This is a genomic window from Mycobacterium sp. IS-836 (genome assembly GCF_001954275.1).
Taxonomy (GTDB): domain Bacteria; phylum Actinomycetota; class Actinomycetes; order Mycobacteriales; family Mycobacteriaceae; genus Mycobacterium.
Window position 1 is genome coordinate 1 of record NZ_MBEU01000002.1, and the last position, 18,520, is coordinate 18,520.

The window sequence follows — 18,520 nt, forward strand, 5'->3', positions numbered from 1 at the left end:
CCGCCGACGCGCGTCGCGAAATCATCGACGCCGCAAAGGAATTGGCCACCCACCAGAGGGCGCGGCCGCAAACGCCTTGTGATATCCGCTGTTTCGGCGGTGATCGTGCTCGCCGTGTTAGTCGCCGCCGGTATCTTCACGGTATCCAAACTCGGCGGCCCCGACGCCGCCCAGCGCGCGGCCCAAGACCGCGAAGCGGCCCGCCTGGCCGGCCAGCATTACTTGGAGGCGCTAGCCACAGGCGATGCCCGCACCGCGCTGTCGCTGGGAGCCCAACCGCCCGCGACCCCACAACTTGTTACCGACAAGGCTCTCACCGACCAACTTTCGGCGACGCCGATCACCGACATCACCGTCACCAACGACCCGGCGCAAAGTTTGGACACCCCGCCCGATACCCAGCGGGTCGTCCTCTCAGCCCATTTCGGACCCACTCCCTCACAAACGGTGATGACGGTCCACAAGAAAGACGGCCAGTGGAAGCTGGACACCACCACCATCGCGATCACAATCGCCGCACCGCCGAATGCCGCGGCTGCGATGAAGGCCCTCACCGTCGGCGGGGCTCTTACCAATGGCGCCAGCCCCATCTCGGTGTTCCCTGGAACACCGAGGGTCTCCTCCTCTAACCGCTACATCGACATCACCGCCCCCACCGCAGCCGTGCTGCTCGAAGGCCTCGCCGCCGTCAATCCGCCCACCATCGCACCCGTGGTCGCTCTCAACGACGCCGGCCGTCAGGCCTCGCTAGAGGCCATCGACAGAAAACTTCACTACTGCTTCACCGGGGTCGCACCACCGTCCGAATGCTGCCCCCCCGGCGGCTGTAAGCCTGTCTACAACAATGGCCCGAGCCTTGACCCGAACAGCCTGAACCTCATCAGCCTGGAAAACACCGACAACATGAACTACGACCTTGACGCCAACATCATGAAGGTTCACGTCACCGGTCACATGAATTACAGCGCGACCGGAACCCACCAATCCCAACCAATCAAGTTCCGCGAAGACATGCAGGTGGACAGCTTTGTCGACCTGACCACGCAACCACCCGTCTACTCAGGAAGACCACCACGATAGTCGGCTAGCCGCGCTGTTATACGTTGCAGCCCAACACTTCTCGCGTGTGTGATCGTTGAGCTAGGGCGCCTTCTTCGTATCGGATCCCGTGTTGATGGTCCGTTCCCAGATGGTGGCCAGGGTGTCGACGAGCGCGTCGAGTTCCGTGTCGCTAGTTTCCGGTGTGAGGGTGAGCATCCGATGGATGTTCATGGTGACGAGGGCGAGGGCCGTCTGGTGCGGGTCAGCAAGATCGGGGCCTAAGCGGTCGATGACGGTCTCGGCGACCTCGACGACAGGATCGATCAGTCCGGCACGTGCGGCCTCGATGTCCGGGTCGTCGATCGACGACCAGAAGACCGCCCGCAGGATCGCGCTGTGGCGCCGGTAGGTGCGTGCCGCGCTGGCCAACGCTGTCCGCCCGGCCGCGACGGGATCCTCGGCGGTGCGCCATCGCTCTAGCGCGGCGTCGGCGTCGGTACGCAGTGGCCGCACCAGGGCCTCGAGGAGTTCGCTTCGGTCGCGGAAGTAGACGTAGAACGATTTGCGCGACAGCGTCGTCCGAGCCATCACGGCCGCGACCGACACCGTGTGCGCTGGCTGGTGGGCGAGCAATTCCTTTGCGGCGTCGATGATTTCGCGACGCGCGTCGGCGGGGGCGCGCCGCCGCCGCGGGGCTACCGGACGGACTGAACTGGCGACACCTTTCGTTACTGCCACAGTGGCAGTATAGTCACCCTCTGATTACTGCCATGGTGGCAGTAACGGTTGCGAATGCGGGAGCGTCGGATGAGTGCAGGTTGGGGCCGCGTGGTTCATGCGCCACGCTGGTATTGCGTCGTGGTCGGGATCTTCCTGGCGGCGCGGGCGGTGTCGACATTGGCGGCGGGCGCGAACTTCGCCCTGCCCGGTGACGGGTGGCGGTCGGTTTGGCAATTGCTGCTGGTGGCAGTGCTAGCGGTCGGAGTCGCGTTGCCGCGTGCGGCCTGGCCGGCCGTCGCGGTGGTCGGGGCCGTATACGCGGTGGCGACGGTTCTCGAGGTGTTCCACGGCGCCGACCTGTTCGGGGTGGTACCGGTCGACGTGCGCGGTGTCTGCAGTTGGCGGGCCAGGGCGGCGGCGAAGTCGCTGCAACGGGCGAAGCGCTGGGCTGGGTCTTTGGCCAATGCCTGCGCGAAGACAGCGTCGGTGCTGGCCAGGTCAGCGCGTATAGCTCCGGGTCGGGGAGGGGGCGCGGTCAGATGCGCGCGGATCACGGAAATGGGGTTGGCGTCGGCAAAAGGCTGGATGCCTGTCAGGGTGTGGTAGGCCGTGGCGGCCAGCGCGTACTGGTCGGCGCGGCCATCGAGCGCGGCTCCGCGCAGCAGTTCGGGTGCGGCGTAATTGAACGTTCCCATCGACTTTATGGTGTCGGTCATCACGCTAGTGGTCACATCGTCGTCCTCGGCGGGGCGCGCGATGCCGAAGTCGCTCAACAAGATTCGTGGAGTGCCGCCGTCGTCGGGATGACTGATCATGATGTTGCCCGGCTTGACGTCTCGATGTAGCAGACCGCGGTGATGGGCGTAGTCTAACGCGTCGCCGACGCCGCTCACGACCGCGATCACCTCGGCGGGAGTGAGTCCCGACGGGTGCCGGGACAGCACTTCGCGCAGGTTGGGGCCATCGACATAGTCCATCGCGATCCAGAGCTGACCGTCGAATTCGCCGCGGTCGTGTACCCCGACGATATGGGGATGCCAAAGCTCAGAGGCCCGATCCGCTTCGCGGATGAACCGTTGCTGGAAATTGTGGTCGCCCGACAAGTCCGCACGCAGAACCTTGAGGGCTTCCGATCTCGGTAACCGGGGGTGGCGCACCAAATACACCTCACCCATCTCTCCGGTCCCCAGCAGCCGAACCACCGTGTAGCCGGCAAACGATTCACCTTCGCTCAACGGCATTGGACTTCACCCTCCTTGTTTCTTCACGCGTGGCCGGCTCAGTTGTGGACCGTGTACGTCGGGGGATCTTTGGTCAAATCGACTGTGCCAGCGGCGATGTACGTCACATCGAAGGGGTTGCCCGTCGACGTGGTCCCCGTGTATTTGATGGTGCCTGACACAGCGACCAGCATCGTGGTGGGGTCAAATGTGAACGTGGCTTGGGAGAAGTCCCCTGCACTGGTGACGGTGCCCGTGTTGTTGGAGGAATAGCCCTTTGCGCACTCTGGCGGCGGGGCGACGCCGTGATAGCAATATTTTTCCCAGTTGTCGACCGCCGCTTTGGCGGCCTGCAGTCCGGTGTCGTTGAGCGTCGCTACGGGTTGAACGCTGGGGTGGGTGGCGTTGGGAGACAGTGCGTTCAGTAGCACCGGTGCTGCCTGCGCACTGATGTCGATGAATCGGTTCGACGATGAGACGAGGAGGGGGCCAGGAAACACCGAGACCGGCGTCGTTCCGTTTGTGGCGATTCCGAACAGTGCGACGGCCTTGAAGGAGGAGTTTTTGGTTCCCGGCGTACCGATGTCGACGGGCACGGTGGCGGTGTCGAGCTTCCAGTCGTTGCCGTTGCGTCGCACCGCGATTCGGGCCTGTGACAGCGTCGCACCGAAGCGCGCCGACAAGATCACGTGCTGGACACTACTGGGGTCATCGCCCGACGCCTGGGGAGCCGAGGTGACCGTGATGTCAGTGATCGGTGCCGAAGCCAATTGGGCGCGCAGTGCATCGGCGCTGACCCACTCCGTGGTGGCCGGCGGATTGGCGCTCAACGATAAAGCGGCGGAGGCGTCCCCGCGCGAGAGCGCCTGGAGATAGTTCTGTGCGGCCAGCCGAGCGGCGCCTTCAGCGGTGGCCGAACTCGGTGAGGGATGGCGATCAGCGCCGTGCGAAACGATTAAATATGTGCCCACACCAGCGACGCAGATCGCGGCCGCCGCCGCGACAGCGACCCACCGTCGCGAGCGCCGAGGCGGCTGCGGTGGAGAGTCGTAATGCGGCGCCGGGGCGGGCGCTGGCCTGACCATTGTCCAGGACTGGGCATACCCGGGACCCGTTGCGGGGGCTGCGGTATGTTCGCCGCCCGGGACATGGGCGATCCGCAGCCGGTCGGCCAGGGCCGCCGCGAAGTCGGCGCACCGCTCGAAGCGCTGACGAGGATCTTTAGCCAAGGCGCGGGCGAAGACCGCATCGGTGCTGGCGAGGTCGGGGCGCACGGCCCCGGGAAGAGGCGGCGGCGCCGTCAGGTGAGCGCTGATCACGGCTACTGCGGGAAGGTTGGAGAACATCTTGGTGCCGGTCAACAAGTAGTAGGCGGTAGCCGCCAGCGCGTATTGGTCGGCGCGGCCGTCGAGGGCCGCGCCCATGAGCTGTTCGGGCGCGCTGTAGTTAACGGTTCCCACCGCCATGTTGGTCACCGTCAGACCGGTGGTGTCATCGATCGGGCGGGCGATACCGAAGTCGCTCAATAAGATTCGCGGTGTGCCGCCGTCATCGGGCCGACTGACCATGATGTTGGCGGGCTTGACGTCGCGGTGTAGCAAGCCGCGGTGGTGGGCGTAGTCCAAGGCGTCGCTGACGGCATTGACCACCGACAGCGCCGCCTCGGCGGGCATTCCTGAGCGATGGTGCGTGCTGACCAGTTCGCCGAGGTCGGTGCCGTCGACGTAGTCCATCGTGATCCACAGTTGGCCTTCAAATTCGCCGCGGTCATGCACGCCGACGATGTGAGGGTGCCACAGCCGGGAGGCCAACTCGGCCTCCCGATTGAAGCGCAGCTGGAAATCGGGATCGGCCGACACATCCGCCCGCAACACCTTGAGCGCTTCGTGCCGCGGGAATCGAGGATGGCGGGCCAAATACACCTCGCCCATCCCACCGCTGCCCAGCAGCCGCACCAGGGTATAGCCGGCGAACTGTGCACCTTCACTTAGCGGCATCGCGTCCCTGATGGATCTCGCAGTCGTTGCTTACCTCGCCCGCAGTCGGCTACAAACCAGACCCTAACGCACCGCTTGGATTCACTCCTGAAGTTCTGCGGAAGCGACGCCGTCCGCGGTCAGGCCGCCCAGGGCCCGACGCCGCCGACCTTGTCGATCGTGATGCGAGTCAGATATCCGGGTGGCGAGCCCGGCGGCGGAAAGCCGGTGCCCGGCCCGAGGAGCGCCGTGGCAATCTCGCCCAGCAGTTCGGGCGCGCCGCCCTCCTCGATGCGTGCCGTGCCCTTGATCGACAAGTAGGGCGTCTGCAGGCCGCTGCGGTCGTCGGACACGATGGTCACCGCCACGCGGGGATCACGCCGAATGTTGCGGACCTTCTGATGCTCCTCCAGATGGGCGACGACCAACTCGTCATCGCCGTCGGCGGTGCTCTGCACCACGATCCAGACCACGCTCACTTGGGGGCTGCCGTCGCGATTGTTCGTGACCAGCGTCGCTGGGTTTGCGCTGACGAGTTGTCGCGCGTCGTTGTCGAGTTTCATTTCTGCTCCTGATTTCTAGTGGGGGTTGCCTGTATCGAGGCCGTAAGCCGCTGAAACTCATCGCAGCCGATGAATCCGGCAGTCTTCGGGCCTCTGTACCGGTGGAGGTGATGCGAATGAGGAGAGCCGCCGTTGTGCAGTACTTCACGACCGACGATGCCGCGCAACGCAACCGCGAGCTGATCGAGGCCGTGCTTGGCGAACTGGCCGCCCGCGATCCTGGCGGGGTCGACTACCAGGTGCTGATGTTCGACGACGGGGTCGGCTTCATGCATGTCGTCGCCTTCGACGGCACCGCCGACCCGTTCGAGGACTGCGGCGCCTACCGCGAATTCCACCGGGAACTCGCCAAGCGCCTGGCCACTCCGCCCGTCGTGGTGTACGCGGCGGTAATCGGCTCCTATCACGGTCGCCGACCCTGAGCCCCACCGATGAGTTTTGGCGGGTGGCTGCCTCAGTACCGCTGAGGAAAGGAGCGAAAAATGAAAATCCCCCGTACGGCGACGCGCGAGGAGTGGCTGGCGGAACGCCTCGACCTGCTGGCCGGGGAAAAGGCCGCCAGCCGGCAGCTCGCGATGCTGGCCGAGCAGCGCCGCGCACTTCCCGCGGTGGCCATCGATCAGGACTATGTCTTCGAGGGACCCGACGGCGAGGTCGCGCTTATCGACCTGTTCGAGGGCCGCGGCCAGTTGATCGTCTACCACTTCATGTGGCTGCACGACATCGACGACGGCTGTCCGAGTTGCTCATTCGCCGTGGACAACATGCCGGATCCGATCCATCTCAACGAGGGCGCCGACACCACGCTGGCGCTGGTGTCGCGCGTGCCGTACCCGAGGCTCAACGAGTTCAAGGCCCGCATGGGATGGCGGCTGCCTTGGTACTCGTCTCACGGTTCCGACTTCAACTACGACTTCCACGTCAGCACCGACGAATCGATCGCACCGGTCGAATACAACTACAAGGACAAGGAAACGCTGATCCGCGAAGGGCTGGGATACGTGGCCACCAATGGCGCCGACGGACAAGGCGTCAGCGTCTTCGTCCAGGACGGCGGCAAGGTGTTTCACACCTATTCGGCCTACGGTGTCGGCGCCGATGTCATGCTGAGCACCTACCGGTTCCTCGATCTGACCCCGTTGGGCCGGCAGCGCTACATCAACGAATGGCCGTGGCACGACACGTATGGGGCACCGGATCAACATGCGCATCACCACTGACAACGGCGACGACTTCACGCGGCTGGCTGAGCCGTTTCGGGCCGAGCTGATCGCCTACGGCTACCGCATGCTCGGCTCCGTCGACGACGCCGAAGACGTCGTACAGGACGTCTACTTGGACGCGTGGCGCGCCTACGAGCATTTCGAGGGGCGGTCGTCGCTGCGCACATGGTTGTACCGCATCGCCACCCGGGCGTTCATCAAGGCTCTCGAGCGTGGAAAACGCCGCCCCCTGCCGTCGGACCTGCATGCGCCGGAGAACGACCCCACCGCGCGCGTTATGGCCGCTAGCCCGGAGGTGACATGGCTACAGCCCGCCCCCGATTCGCTGTTGGCCGCCACGACGAGCGACCCGGCCACGGTGGTCGCCGCACGGGAATCCATGCGGCTGGCCTTCGTGGCTGCGCTGCAGCATCTTCCGTCGCGGCAGCGCGCGGTGCTGATTCTGCGGGAGGTATTGGGTTGGCCCGCAACCGAAGTCGCGGCACTACTCGATTTGAGTGTCGCCGCGGTAAACAGCGCGCTGCAACGGGCCCGCACGCATCTGCCCGCGGATGTCGACTCGCGGGCACAGCCATTAGAAGAGCGGCAGCGTGAACTGCTCGATCGGTATGTGGCCGCGTTTCAAAACGCCGACGTGGACGAACTGATCGCGGTGTTGACCGAGGACGCCCTCTTCGAGATGCCGCCATTCCTCACGTGGTTTAGGGGCAACGCCACGATCGGCGCCTTTCTCGGCGCACGCATGCGTGCGTTCGGCAATACCCCGGTCGTGCGGACATCGGCCAATGGACAACCCGCAGTGGCGCTGTACCCGGCGACGAATGGACAGCATCGCCTGCACGCCCTACATGTGCTCACTTTTGCACCGCACGGTATTGATCACGTCGTGTCGTTCCAAAACGTCGAGGCGTTGCGGCACTTCGGCCTTCCGCAGTTGCTGTCGACGGAATCACGGGACTGACACGGGGCGCCGCCTGGTGCCGCTGACTGCGGGCTGTAGAGATGTGACGCATTTGACGGCTTGGTCGGCGATGACGCGGCCCAGCTCGGTGTAGGCGGCGAACTGTCCTTCGCTGAACCATTGGTCGGACGTCGGATCGTGGGGAAAGATGTCGCTGGACGCCGCGTACGTCAGAAGCCAGTACGGGCAGGCTTCGCACAGTACCGCTTTCGCGAAAATAAGGATGCCAGTGCTTTTCTCGAGGCCCGCCGCCGCCGGATAGGTGATGTCACCATTGACGACCGCCCCGCGAGTGATACGGCCGTTGAGACTGGCCAGCGCGTCGTCCTTGGCGAACTTTTTCCCGGAGCCTGGCGTGATGCTCTCGACGGAGTACGGACCGGTCTGGTTCAGTGTGATCTCGACGCCTAGTTCATATTTCGCTAGCCGAATTGCGTCGGTGAGGCCTATGGGCAGTGGTGGCGGATCGCCGCCTCCGTCGACGACGAAGATCAGTCCGCATCGGCGCCGCAGTGCCTCCACGAGACCCGAGTTGTCATAGTGGCCGCCGTCCGTGATCTGGACTAGGCGCGCGTCGATGTTGTTGATACCGAGGATCTCTCGATACAGGTACCCCCCACCCCGGATGGTCGGCAGCGATTTCGGCCATGTCCGACATAGAGGGTCGGGGTCTGAATCGTTACGGTGCTCGGCGTCCCTGAGTTGGGCGACGAAGCTCGGGTTGGGTAACCAGGTGCCCAGGCGCGCACCCGAGACCGCGAGCAACTTCTCTATTCCCTTGTTCTGGCGTCCCATCGCCGAGGCGAACGCCGCGCCGCTCACCGCGATCGCGGCCTCCACGGTCAGGTCCCGGCGGATCCGCGGTGGCGCTGCCTCGAACAATTTCTCGGTGTGGAACCAACCGAGCGCCGGTCCGCCGACGTAGTCCGCGCTCATCACGTACGACACGGCGTTGAGTCCGGGCGCGGGCCTGTCGGGGCCGGTGATGGTGGCCGAGCACGCAAACACGAATTGTGGGCCATTAGTCGTCCGGCCGTACCAGTGCAGCCAGGTGGGTTCGTCGTCGCGATACCGCACGGCTTCGTTCGGTACGCCTGTGTCGGGGGCGCGGCGGACCGCGAAGGTGTGTGCGAGCCGGCGTCGATAGAAGGGGTGCAGGCTCAAAGACGTGACATCAGCGAACCCGACGAATAACCACGTGAGGGTTACGCCGGCTAACCACCAGAGCGAGGGCGCCATGTGGGCGAGGTGCTCGAGCAATCCGTTTTGTGCGCAGTAGTGGAATGCGCCGGCGGCGAAGCTGCCCAACAGCGCCAGCCACACCACCAACAGCACAGCCAACGTGGCGACCGTTAACAGCAGCGAGATGACCTGAGGCGGCAAGATGCGTTTCAGCAATCCCGGGGCAGTTTGTATCCCGGCGCTCTTGACCAGCTTGTTCTTGTCGCGCCAGATCATAGCGATCAGCGCGGCGACGTAGTTGAGTCCGACGACCCCCGACAGCGCGGCGAACGCACCGCCCGGGCTGGATGGCGCGTGGCCGCCCGCCCCCGAGCAGAGCCGCATCAATCCGGGCAACGCGATTGTGAGGGTGAAGATCACCAGCGCAAATCCGGCGCTCGCGCGTGCCCAGCGCAGCGCCCGCAGCTGCCGGCCTTCGCTCCTCCGACTACTCGATTTCCACTCTTCGACGAGCGTGTACATGGTGAACAGTACGGCGAACGCGGCGAAGAATCCGATCGCCCAATAGGCGGCGGGGTGGGCAACGAGTGATGGGAAGTACTTGCCGTTGTTGGGGTCGGTCGCTGCACGCTCGGCCGGCACCGGAGGGAATGCGGCGATCGGGATTCGGGCGAGTAGCCAGCCCAGCGCCGCGCCCGCGATGACGGGAACAGTGAAGATAGTCGCAAGCGAGGCCACCAGATTCTTGAGCACCTCTGCGAGTGCGCGAAGCAGGCCGAGTGGTGAGTCAGCGATGTAACTCGATCGGCTGCGAATGTGGTCAAACTCTGCTGATCCTTCTTCAAATCGCTTCGAGATCGGCACAACGTTCGGCAGTGGTCTGGGTTTGTTCTCGTGAGCGGCTTTCTCTTCGGGCGTTTGCCCGGGGTCGACCTGTTTGTCCTGTACCGCCAGCAGCCGCGCGCCGGCGGCATATCCGCCTCCCGACACCGAGATGACGTAGTCCAGGCCGTCCAACAGCGTTGCAGCGCTGCTCCCGTTCCCGCTCGGTTTCGCCACGGCATCGCTTGCGCTGGATGGTTTGGAGAACACCTGCATGGCGCCCAATGCCACGCAGGCAGACCGAACACCTCCGCCCGAAAGGCAAAGCGCGCGAAGCGGTTCCGTGCGGCCCTTCAGCGCGTCGGTGACGCCCGGCACGCTATAGGCGTGCAGCCAGCGCTGCTGGTTTTCGATGACGGCTTCAGCCGTCTGGCCGGAATCTGCAACGGCCTTTTTGACGGCCTCTTGGGTTTCCGTCGGCTTCGGCAAGTCATCAGGTGCCAGCACGTCGTCCCACCACGGCGCCGGCAGGGGTTCCGCGTCGGCGTCGGTCTTCATCCACCGAAATCCTTTGACCGAGCGCAGCATTTGCGGAATTGACACGCCCTTGCAGCTATGCCAGATGCTTAGCCGCCGGTACCAGGCCATCGCGTCACGCAGGACGATCCCAATGGAAGCAAGGACCCCGACTGCTCCCACGGCCATCATGCAAAACTTGACGGTCGCCGCGGCTTGGGCCGCGGTGCGCAAGCCGTTGCCGTCGTGTGTCAGCGTGATCCACAGCAGCACGTCTTCGACCACGTTGGCCACCACCGCGATGATTACCGCGGCGATGACGAAGGCGCCAATTCCGCGACCTGCCTGGGAACTCGCGCGGACACGATAGAACCACGCGCAACCCCCCAGCACGAGGCCATAGGCGACGAAGAACCAAACGTCACTGACTATTGCCGCCGATAATTGCGTTTTATGTTCGCCGATGGCGGGATCTCCAAATGCGTAGCGGGTCAGTTGCCGTATACACGGACCGTGCACACCAAGGCAGCCGAGCCCGCCCGCGACGATCATTCCCAGCGCGATAATTGGTGCCCACGCTGATAAACGTTTAGGCATTTCGCCTCCCAGGCTCGACCGCTAGTCGCTGGCTAACGGATAGCTTGACATGTTTTGCTGGATCGCATGTGTAGTGCGTAAATATCTTTGTAATTCAAATTGCCATGAAGAGGATCAATGGCGATCGCCATGCGTACTGCGTGGTGGCCGCGATCCCAACATGATTGCTATATCAGCGCCGGCTGCGATTAGGTGCCGTCCGAATGCGAGTAGCTGCCCATCTGTCTGTGGAAACGTGCTGCCGGGCGGGATATCGGCGGCCCGCTCAGTGAGCGTGCCGCCTCAATCCTCGCGGTGGCGTTCGTAATCCCAGCGCTCTAACCATGCGGAGAGGTGATGAATTCCGACGCTGATAACAATCAGCATCACACCTTCCACGACTATGAGCAGCTCATTCATAGCCGTTCCATTTCGCGGGCCATGGCGGCGTTCTCGATGTAGAGCGGGCGCCGGGCATAGTAGCGACGCGGCTCACGCTCGACGTACGAGTCCAGCGAGTCCAGCGCCGCCGACAGCCGTTGCCACAGCTGGGCGATCCAGTGCCGCCGGGTGTTGGCGGTTTGCGATGTGGCGCCGGCAGCGGCGGTTGCGAACATGACTTCGCGTTCGCTGATGAGGACGGGCGGCGGGGAAGCGGCGATAGTGCTCTGCGCTTCCGCGGCGTCCGCGCTGTGGTTCAGTTCAAACGTTGCAGCGGCGTCCTCGTCTGGCGCCACTGTCTTCGCGGTAGATAACATTTCGACTCCCTGGGGGGCGGGGTTCGGTTCCGGTCGGTCCGGCTGTGCTGAAGAATTTATGAATCCACCGGTGTCGACGGCACGCGTAACGGACTACCTGTATTGCGGCGCAGGACGTTGCGGTGCCAGTCGAGTCTTCGTCAGTGATCGCTGAGGCTGGCGCTGCGACCATTTTTGCTGTCCGGCGATGATGGCGACAGCAAAACATGTTGCGCGCGTACCCAATTCACGATCTTCTCGGCTGCGATGAGCTGGCGGGCCCCGTGCCGGCGGCGGTGCGGTTGGCCAGATCTACCGGAAATGCGGTCAGGTGAGCGGCGGGACTACTCGAGAAGGCGTGGCCGAGGACCGTCAGGCTGAGGTAGTCAACCCTGTGGCCTGCGGGTTTGCCGCGAGCGGCCCGGTTCAGGTCGTGTTGCGCGCGACGACGGCCGCCAGTTCCTCGCGGTCGGAGATGTCGAGTTTGATGCAGGCGCGGTAAATGTGGCCTTCGACGGTGCGTACGGAGACCGTGAGCTTGTCGGCGATCTCGCGGTTGGACAGACCCTCGGCGATCAGGGCCGCGATTTCGCGTTCCCGCGAGCTGATCGGCAGCGGTTGGGCCGCGGCCCGGATCGCCGGTGTGGTCGCTCCGCCGCACAACCCGGCTAGTCGAAGCGCCCGTGCCGCGGCTTCGGTGGTGTGCCGGTTGTGGCCGCTGCGCTCGTAGAGCACGACGGCCTGGGCGGCGGCGTCCGCGGCCGAGAGCAGCAACCCCGCCTTCTCGAAGTCGCTGCTCACCGCGTCGAGGGCGTGCGGATCGGAGCCGGCCACGGCCGCAGCGTGGCGAGCGTAGAGTCCGGCCACCGCACCGTCGACCCGTTTGGCCAACGCGCCCAGCCGGCCCGCGACCGTCCGGTCGCCGAAGCGAGCGGCGTGGTGCAGCGCTTCGGCCTCGACGGCGTATTGGCCGGCGCGGTGGGCGGTGTCTGCGGCGGCGCGCGCCAGATCGACGCCGGTGCGCTCGCCGCCGCGGCCGGCGGCCAGCCACGCCCTTGCGATCATCGCCATCGGCTCGTGCAAGTCCAGGTGCGGACCGGCGTGCTCCTTGGCGTCGGCAAGAACCCGCTCTGCTTCGGCGGTGCGGCCCAATCCGGCATACGCCCGGGCCAACAACAGCCGGCCGGGCAGCCGCCACGGCAGCGAGTTCTCGGCATTGAGCGCGGCCAACGCCTGCTCGAATGCCGTGATGGCCTGGGGGAACTTGCCTCGGTACGTGGCGACCAGTCCGGCCATGATCTTCGCGATAGCCCAGCCGACGAACTGCCCCTGTGAGGAGAACCGGCTGTAGTCGGCCACCCGACGGTCGGCCAAATCCAGGCTGCCCGTGTGGGTCAGCGCCAGGATGTCGCCGTAGCGGATCATCCACCGGATCATCCCGTCGGTGGGTTTGTGCTCGACGCGACACCGCGCCGCGATCGGCTCGAAATCGGCGCCGCGGCCGGCGACGGGCATGGCCAGCCCGGCAGCGAAAGCCGCGAAGTCGGCAGCCTGTTCCGGTGCTGCGGGGTCGGCCAGGACGGCCTCGGCGGCCGCGATGCCTTCCTCAAGTTTGTTCTGATGCACCGCCATCGCCGCCCCGGTGGCCTCGACGACGAGGCGCAGCGCGTGATGGGTGACCCGCTGACGCATCAGCGAAAGGATGTCGTGGGCTTGGCCTATTTCGCCCATCGACCAGAAGAGCGTGGACAGCCGCGGGATGCCCCAAAGCACGAGCTGCAGCTCGTCGAGTTCGTCAGGATTGAACTGCGCCAGGATCGAATCGGCTTCACCCGGTCTTCCCTGCCACAGCACCGCCCGCGAGAGCAACTCACCCGCACGCAGCCCATCGCCATGCTCAAATGCGCTGCGCGCCAACCGTTCCCCAAGAGGAAGGTTGGCTAAGAAGACGGCGTCCTTAGCGGCGGCGACTAGCAAAGCGTTGTCTGCTACCTGGTCGCTGTCGACGGACAGTTGCGCCAGGCGGATGCGATCCGCCGGAGAGGTGATGTCCCGGGCGGCGAGCACCGACACGATATTGCCGCGCAGTTTTCGCGCGGAGGCGGTGCCGGTCCGGCGGCGCATCACGTCCCCGTACAGCGGATGGGTGATGCGGGCGTTGAGCACGTGACCGTCGCGCACGATGCGAATCAGCCCTTGCAGTTCGGCGGCGTCGACGGCCTCTTCACCGGCCAGCTCGACGAGCGCATCGAGATCCAGCGGCTCGCAGAAGGCCAGGAACTTCAGCGCGCCGAGCGCGTCGGCGCCGGCGTGGTCAAGCCGGCTCTCCAGTAGCTCGGCTAGCCCGGAGGAGACGGCCGTGGGTCCGCGCAACTGCCAGACCCCGTCGACCTCGGTCAGCGTGCGGGCTTCAACTGCACCCTCGACCATGTGCCGCAGAAACAACGGATTACCGCCGGACGCCGACCACATGACATCGGCCGACAGACCCTCCAGGACGCCGCCGAGCACCGTTTCGACTAGCGCGATGCTCTGCTCCTTCGACAGCGGCTCCAAATCGAACCGCTGCAGGTAGCCGTCCTTCCACAGCGAGGTAACGGCATCCGGCACCGCTTCACCACTGCGAACCGTGGCGACGATGCGCCCGCTGCGCTCGACGGCGATGTGGTGCAACAGCGTGGCCGAGAGCTGGTCAAGCAGATGCGCGTCGTCGACGCCGACCACAGGCTCCGCGCCGGCGAGCATATTTTCGCGCGCCGCGGCCAGCAGCGCGATGGGGTCACGCGCGCTCGAGGCACCCACCCACTGCATGAACGCCCCGAGCGGGATCGCCTGTGAGGACTCGGTGCATGCGGCCCAGTGCACGGCCGAGGGCAGCGTGTCGGTGACGGTACGGGCCAGCGTCGTCTTACCGACCCCGGCGGGCCCGATAAGTACCACGCCGCGCTGCTCGTCACCGGTGAGCGCAGCGCGGATCGTTTGTTGCTCCACCGGCCGTTCGAGCAACTGCCACCGGCTGCTCATGTATGGGAAGTCTAGGGCCGTCCCAGGGTCGGTGCCGAATGAAATCGCCGCCGAACCTAAATTTTGGGTGCGCACGTGCGCCACCACCCGCGCAGGCCGGGATCGCATCGAGCCGGTTAGTGCGTCGGCGCGCTCACTGGGGCAGGTCAGCGACGGTCGGCTCGAAGGGGCGGACATTGTTCTTGTCGTGGCGGAAGTTGCTGGAGGCTTCGTAGACCTTCAGTTTGAGGCGGTTGATCGGGCCTAGCGGGCGGTGTGCGGCCAGCCCGCGCCACGAGTTGTAGGACAGCACGTCGTCGCCGAACCGGCGGCGGTCTGGGGAGTCCGGATTCTGTTGCTCGTAGCGGAGCTTGGCGACCCCGACATGGGGACTGACCTCTTCCGGCCACGGCACCGTCGCGTCCTCGATGGGCATCCGGGCCAGGTCGGTACACAGTTGGGCGCGCAACTCGAATTCGGCGCTATTGCTGGCGAAGAAGTCGAATACCTGGCTGCGGTAGGCGTCGTAGCCGCTGTCAGCTGGCAGCAGCTGACCGGCCAGTGTCTTGACCGACTCCGATAGCGGCACGATCTCGAATTTGGCGACATTGTCGCCCCACCGGATGGGCGCCGACGAATAGAAGTTCTGGCCCAGGATGTGGGTGTTGGGCTCGATGAAGATCTCCACGGCGTTGGGCAGCGCCACGCCAACCCGGGACAGGATGGATTTGGCCCGCGTGAGCGCCGCGCCGACGGCGCTTAGCCCCGGATCGGACAGGCGTGCCAACAGCCACGCCAGGGGCATGCCGCGCCGCAGGTAAGCCCGCACGTCGGCAAAGGGGAATTCCCGATGGGTGACCAGCAGGAAGTCCTGAGTCTTGGCGTCATCGGCGGCCAGGATGCGGTCGCCGGGCTCGTCCAGGAGCACCTTGATCGCCAGGCCGTGTACGCCGCGTATCTGGTCGCTTCGGATCACCCCGGAGGTGGTCGACAGCCGGGTGATCACTGGATAGGTGCGTGGGTGCGCGAACAGCCCCTGAGCCAGCTCGGGCCGCAGATCGGGATAGACGATCAGCTCGCCCCGCAGCACGGCCAACGTCTTGGCGTGGGCATCGCGCAGGCCGTGATGAAACTTCTTGTAGGCCCATTCGTTGTTGCCGTGCAACGCCTTGACGATTCCGTCGATCTCGCGGTCCTCTTCGGGGCCGGGCTGTTCGAGGGCGTCGCTGTAGGGGACGTATGTGGGCTGCGGGCCCGGTGGCGGGGGATAGCGGCGCACATCCGTTGGCGGCGGGGACATGCGGGTCCACGCACGCGCGGGTGTTCTTGGCCACGGGGCGAACGGATTCTTGACCGAGCGCAGGGTGGGCTCCAGGGCGGGGAAATGCCGCAGCAGCACGGTGCGCATCGAGTTGGTGTGCACCCAGTCCATGCCGGCTTCCGTGTACATCGCCGGGGTGAAGTCGGTGGTGAAGAAGCGGTCGCTTCGCAGCCGGCGGGAGGCCATCAGGATGAAGATACGAAAAGCGGTGTCGCTGAAGCCAAAACCCGGTGGCTTAGGCTCGGCGTAGAGGCCGATCATGAGATCGACGCGTTCGACGTCGCCGTAGATCTGGCGCAGTTCCTCGGCCCACGCCGGATTGTCGGTGAGTTCCTCGAAGGTGGCGGCGGGCTTGAGTCGAAGCATCCGCCGAAAAGCGTTGTAGCGCGGCACACCACGTTCCCGGATCCGCAGGATGTCCGCCGCGGCCAGGTCGATAGGAATGTCGTCGACCCGGTGGAAGTCCTGTAGGTGGATCGGAAAGTTGTGCAGCGTAATCTGGCCGGGGTTCGCGACCCCCATCGAGTAGAACAGGTCGTCGGTTTCCCACTGCGCCAAGCGGTCTCGGACGTGGGGCAGCGCCAGTTCGGGCAGTTCGTAGTGAGCCAGCTCCTTGTCGTCGCGCAGTGAGCGCACGACGTAGTCGTCGGGGATCAGGGGATGCATGCGGTACACGGCGACGAATTCCTCGGTCAGCGAATACGGCACACCGTCGTGGTTGGTAGGTGATCCGGGGATGCCTTGCAGAACCTCACTCGGGGTGAGGCGGCCGTAGCGCCCATCAAAGCGCTGCCCGAGCACCCCGAACCAGTTGGCCCGCATGGCGGACTCGGTGGTGGGGTGGGCGATGATCGCCGGGGTCCACTCCAGGGTGTGAATCTTGGCCATCAGCGCCGAGTTGACCAGGCAGGCTTTGTCGTAGAGCTGCTGGTCCGTCATCGTGGGATTGCGCAGGTGCAGTTCGCGGCAGATTGCGTTGTGCTCACGCAAGAACAGGGAGTGCAGCAGCGCCAACCCAAGCCAAAAGTTGGCCCTTATCGCCCCGTGCGGGTCAAGGTGGGTCTCGAGATCCTCCGGGTGCAGGCCGACGCCGTCGATCTTGACCTGCCCCAGCTCGCCAGTGCGCAGCCCGTTGGCGAATCCCGCGGTGTTGCCGTAGATCTGGGATCCGTCCCACCAGTGGGTGTCCCGGGTGACGAAGGTGGGCGGTCCCGACGGATCCGGGCTGGGGTCGGGTGGAGTCCGTTTGATGGTCATGACGGGGTCGGGCCAAGGATCGGGGGGCTCGACGGGGATCTGCCAGGGGTTGTCGTCGATGGTGCCGTGGCTGAACCAGTCGTGGACCTCGAATTGGATCCAGGCGGCGGCCAGCAGGTTGAGCGTGGTCGCCGGCTTGAAGCTGTCGCGCCGGAGCAGCCGCTGGCTGATCAATCGGGGATTGGGTTCCAGGATGCGGTCGGGTTCTTCTGGATAGGTCAATTCGGTCGCGACGTTTCGGCCGAATCGGCTGCCCAACGATCCCATCAGCGGGTTCTGCAGGTCGTTGTTCGTTCCGTCCAAGGTGCGGGCGTCGCGCACGGGAGTGACACCGTCATCCGCGGGCGGGCGGTCGTCGGATCCGCGACCGGTGTCGTAAAGATTGTCCGCGCGCAGTTGCTCACGCAATCCGACGAGGACGGCGAGCCCCAACGGTTTGGGAAGTCTGGACCATCCGACCCATCGGTCTGTCAACTCTGCGACTCGCACCAGTCGCTCGGCGAGCGTCATGATTGCCTCCGCTCAAATGGGTTTGACTGGCCCGCCGCGGAATCACCGCGCGGAGCCGAATAGGCATCGCGCACCGGCCATCTGCGAGCCGGTCCGGCGGTGTCGTTGCTAACCGTCCACACGGTTGCTCCAGGTCGTCGTTCGCCGCTGATAGCTGAAGCTGAGGTGGACACTAACAGTTCGTCGGGCATCGGGCGGGTGGATCCGCGCCCGCGCCGACCGCCGCGGCCACCGCTTTAACGCTGGCGTCGGTGCGGCGGCCGGGCAGGCAACGGAACACCTAACGGGATCAGCAGTGCGCCTGGTTAATCCGTGCGCCGGCGGCGGAGTCGAACCACACGGCTGGGAACGCGAAATTCTCGTCCCAGGTCGCCCATTCGTCCTCCCAAATCATCGGCGGGCCGATCAGCTTGGGGCTGGTCCACAACACGACGCCGTGCACGTCAAGCAAGGAGATGCCACCGTAGAACACCCATCGGTCGTCGTCGTCACTGGACTTCACGTGTGCGAAGAAGTTCGCGGTCCCGTCGGCTTGGATCGTCAGCATCTCGTCCTGCAGCACACAGTCACCGATATGCGTGACACCCGACCAAACCCACCACTTTTTCGCCACATCGAACGGGGTCGGCTCGGGATGGTCGCGCACGTCGCTCAGAAGATCCACCGGTGGTATGTGCTTGCACGCCGGCTCTGGGCGCCGGTCCACGGTCGGCTCGGCGTTGACGGCGTCATTGTCAATGGTCATTTCATGCTCCTAACGGCGTTGGGATCGCCTGCACCGACCGGTGCGGCCGTTCCCACATTCCGTCGTTCGCTGGCCGCGACGCACGCGTAGTGGACTACGCGAACCGGGCCCGACGGCAGCGCGAGCCGCGCCCATTCGCCTTGACCA

The 18,520-nt window shown here is 65.2% G+C and carries 13 protein-coding genes and 1 pseudogene; 4 read left to right on the forward strand and 10 right to left on the reverse strand.

The genetic code is table 11. The annotated features are described in order from the left end of the window. Positions 1 to 99: 99 nt before the first annotated feature. A complete protein-coding gene (locus tag A5747_RS00010) occupies positions 100 to 1,080 on the forward strand; it encodes a hypothetical protein (RefSeq protein ID WP_076121208.1) in 981 nt (326 codons plus the stop codon). A gap of 60 nt (positions 1,081 to 1,140) precedes the next feature. Here the strand turns inward: A5747_RS00010 and A5747_RS00015 are convergent, their stop codons facing one another. The 4 genes from A5747_RS00015 to A5747_RS00030 all read right to left on the reverse strand — a co-directional run bounded on the left by A5747_RS00015 (position 1,141) and on the right by A5747_RS00030 (position 5,520). Continuing rightward, positions 1,141 to 1,779: a TetR/AcrR family transcriptional regulator gene (locus A5747_RS00015; RefSeq protein WP_076121211.1), complete on the reverse strand. Its 639-nt coding sequence runs from the start codon at positions 1,777 to 1,779 to the stop codon at positions 1,141 to 1,143. Positions 1,780 to 1,874: 95 nt separating this feature from the next. Continuing rightward, positions 1,875 to 3,002, reverse strand: a complete 1,128-nt coding sequence (locus A5747_RS00020; RefSeq protein WP_076121213.1) for a serine/threonine-protein kinase — start codon at positions 3,000 to 3,002, stop codon at positions 1,875 to 1,877. 38 nt (positions 3,003 to 3,040) lie between these two features. After that, entirely contained in the window at positions 3,041 to 4,978 is a 1,938-nt protein-coding gene (locus tag A5747_RS25715; RefSeq protein ID WP_076121216.1) for a serine/threonine-protein kinase, read from the reverse strand. Positions 4,979 to 5,097: 119 nt separating this feature from the next. Beyond that, positions 5,098 to 5,520: a TIGR03618 family F420-dependent PPOX class oxidoreductase gene (locus A5747_RS00030; RefSeq protein WP_076058811.1), complete on the reverse strand. Its 423-nt coding sequence runs from the start codon at positions 5,518 to 5,520 to the stop codon at positions 5,098 to 5,100. 116 nt (positions 5,521 to 5,636) lie between these two features. Here A5747_RS00030 and A5747_RS00035 point away from each other — a divergent pair, with 116 nt between their 5' ends. From A5747_RS00035 to A5747_RS00045, 3 genes are read left to right on the forward strand one after another with little or no spacing between them, the layout of a single operon-like run. Continuing rightward, positions 5,637 to 5,942: a hypothetical protein gene (locus A5747_RS00035; RefSeq protein WP_076121588.1), complete on the forward strand. Its 306-nt coding sequence runs from the start codon at positions 5,637 to 5,639 to the stop codon at positions 5,940 to 5,942. A gap of 60 nt (positions 5,943 to 6,002) precedes the next feature. Then, positions 6,003 to 6,740 carry a DUF899 domain-containing protein gene (locus A5747_RS00040; protein ID WP_076121218.1) on the forward strand — a complete coding sequence of 246 codons (738 nt, stop codon included), beginning with the start codon at positions 6,003 to 6,005 and terminating at the stop codon, positions 6,738 to 6,740. Next, positions 6,724 to 7,704: a sigma-70 family RNA polymerase sigma factor gene (locus A5747_RS00045; protein WP_076121590.1), complete on the forward strand. Its 981-nt coding sequence runs from the start codon at positions 6,724 to 6,726 to the stop codon at positions 7,702 to 7,704. The genes A5747_RS00040 and A5747_RS00045 overlap by 17 nt, the downstream gene beginning before the upstream one ends. Here the strand turns inward: A5747_RS00045 and A5747_RS00050 are convergent. From A5747_RS00050 to A5747_RS00070, 6 genes and pseudogenes are all read right to left on the reverse strand, one after another. Beyond that, complete coding sequence (locus A5747_RS00050; RefSeq protein ID WP_142245404.1) at positions 7,693 to 10,821, reverse strand: hypothetical protein; 3,129 nt, start codon at positions 10,819 to 10,821, stop codon at positions 7,693 to 7,695. The genes A5747_RS00045 and A5747_RS00050 overlap by 12 nt on opposite strands. Before the next feature lie 395 nt (positions 10,822 to 11,216). Continuing rightward, complete coding sequence (locus tag A5747_RS00055; RefSeq protein WP_142245405.1) at positions 11,217 to 11,558, reverse strand: hypothetical protein; 342 nt, start codon at positions 11,556 to 11,558, stop codon at positions 11,217 to 11,219. A 405-nt stretch (positions 11,559 to 11,963) separates the two neighbouring features. Beyond that, on the reverse strand, positions 11,964 to 14,561 hold the full coding sequence (locus tag A5747_RS00060; protein ID WP_076121225.1) for a LuxR family transcriptional regulator: 2,598 nt from the start codon (positions 14,559 to 14,561) through the stop codon (positions 11,964 to 11,966). A 133-nt stretch (positions 14,562 to 14,694) separates the two neighbouring features. Continuing rightward, the gene (locus tag A5747_RS25160; protein ID WP_198938100.1) at positions 14,695 to 15,840 is read right to left on the reverse strand and encodes a catalase family protein; all 1,146 of its coding nucleotides are present in this window, start codon (positions 15,838 to 15,840) and stop codon (positions 14,695 to 14,697) included. Positions 15,841 to 15,870: 30 nt separating this feature from the next. Next, positions 15,871 to 17,628 (reverse strand): annotated as a pseudogene (locus A5747_RS25165) (peroxidase family protein); the annotation flags it as partial. Between the two features lie 289 nt (positions 17,629 to 17,917). Further along, the gene (locus A5747_RS00070; protein WP_076121229.1) at positions 17,918 to 18,373 is read right to left on the reverse strand and encodes a DUF6294 family protein; all 456 of its coding nucleotides are present in this window, start codon (positions 18,371 to 18,373) and stop codon (positions 17,918 to 17,920) included. Positions 18,374 to 18,520: the final 147 nt, after the last annotated feature.

Excerpts from the sequence above, each read along its gene's own strand:
- A5747_RS00020 (WP_076121213.1), bottom strand. The coding sequence starts at position 3,002 with ATGCCGTTGAGCGAAGGTGAATCGTTTGCCGGCTACACGGTGGTTCGG.
- A5747_RS25715 (WP_076121216.1), bottom strand. The coding sequence starts at position 4,978 with ATGCCGCTAAGTGAAGGTGCACAGTTCGCCGGCTATACCCTGGTGCGG.
- A5747_RS00030 (WP_076058811.1), bottom strand. The coding sequence starts at position 5,520 with ATGAAACTCGACAACGACGCGCGACAACTCGTCAGCGCAAACCCAGCG.
- A5747_RS00035 (WP_076121588.1), top strand. The coding sequence starts at position 5,637 with ATGAGGAGAGCCGCCGTTGTGCAGTACTTCACGACCGACGATGCCGCG.
- A5747_RS00040 (WP_076121218.1), top strand. The coding sequence starts at position 6,003 with ATGAAAATCCCCCGTACGGCGACGCGCGAGGAGTGGCTGGCGGAACGC.
- A5747_RS00045 (WP_076121590.1), top strand. The coding sequence starts at position 6,724 with ATGCGCATCACCACTGACAACGGCGACGACTTCACGCGGCTGGCTGAG.
- A5747_RS00050 (WP_142245404.1), bottom strand. The coding sequence starts at position 10,821 with ATGCCTAAACGTTTATCAGCGTGGGCACCAATTATCGCGCTGGGAATG.
- A5747_RS00055 (WP_142245405.1), bottom strand. The coding sequence starts at position 11,558 with ATGTTATCTACCGCGAAGACAGTGGCGCCAGACGAGGACGCCGCTGCA.
- A5747_RS00060 (WP_076121225.1), bottom strand. The coding sequence starts at position 14,561 with ATGAGCAGCCGGTGGCAGTTGCTCGAACGGCCGGTGGAGCAACAAACG.
- A5747_RS25160 (WP_198938100.1), bottom strand. The coding sequence starts at position 15,840 with ATGTCCCCGCCGCCAACGGATGTGCGCCGCTATCCCCCGCCACCGGGC.
- A5747_RS00070 (WP_076121229.1), bottom strand. The coding sequence starts at position 18,373 with ATGACCATTGACAATGACGCCGTCAACGCCGAGCCGACCGTGGACCGG.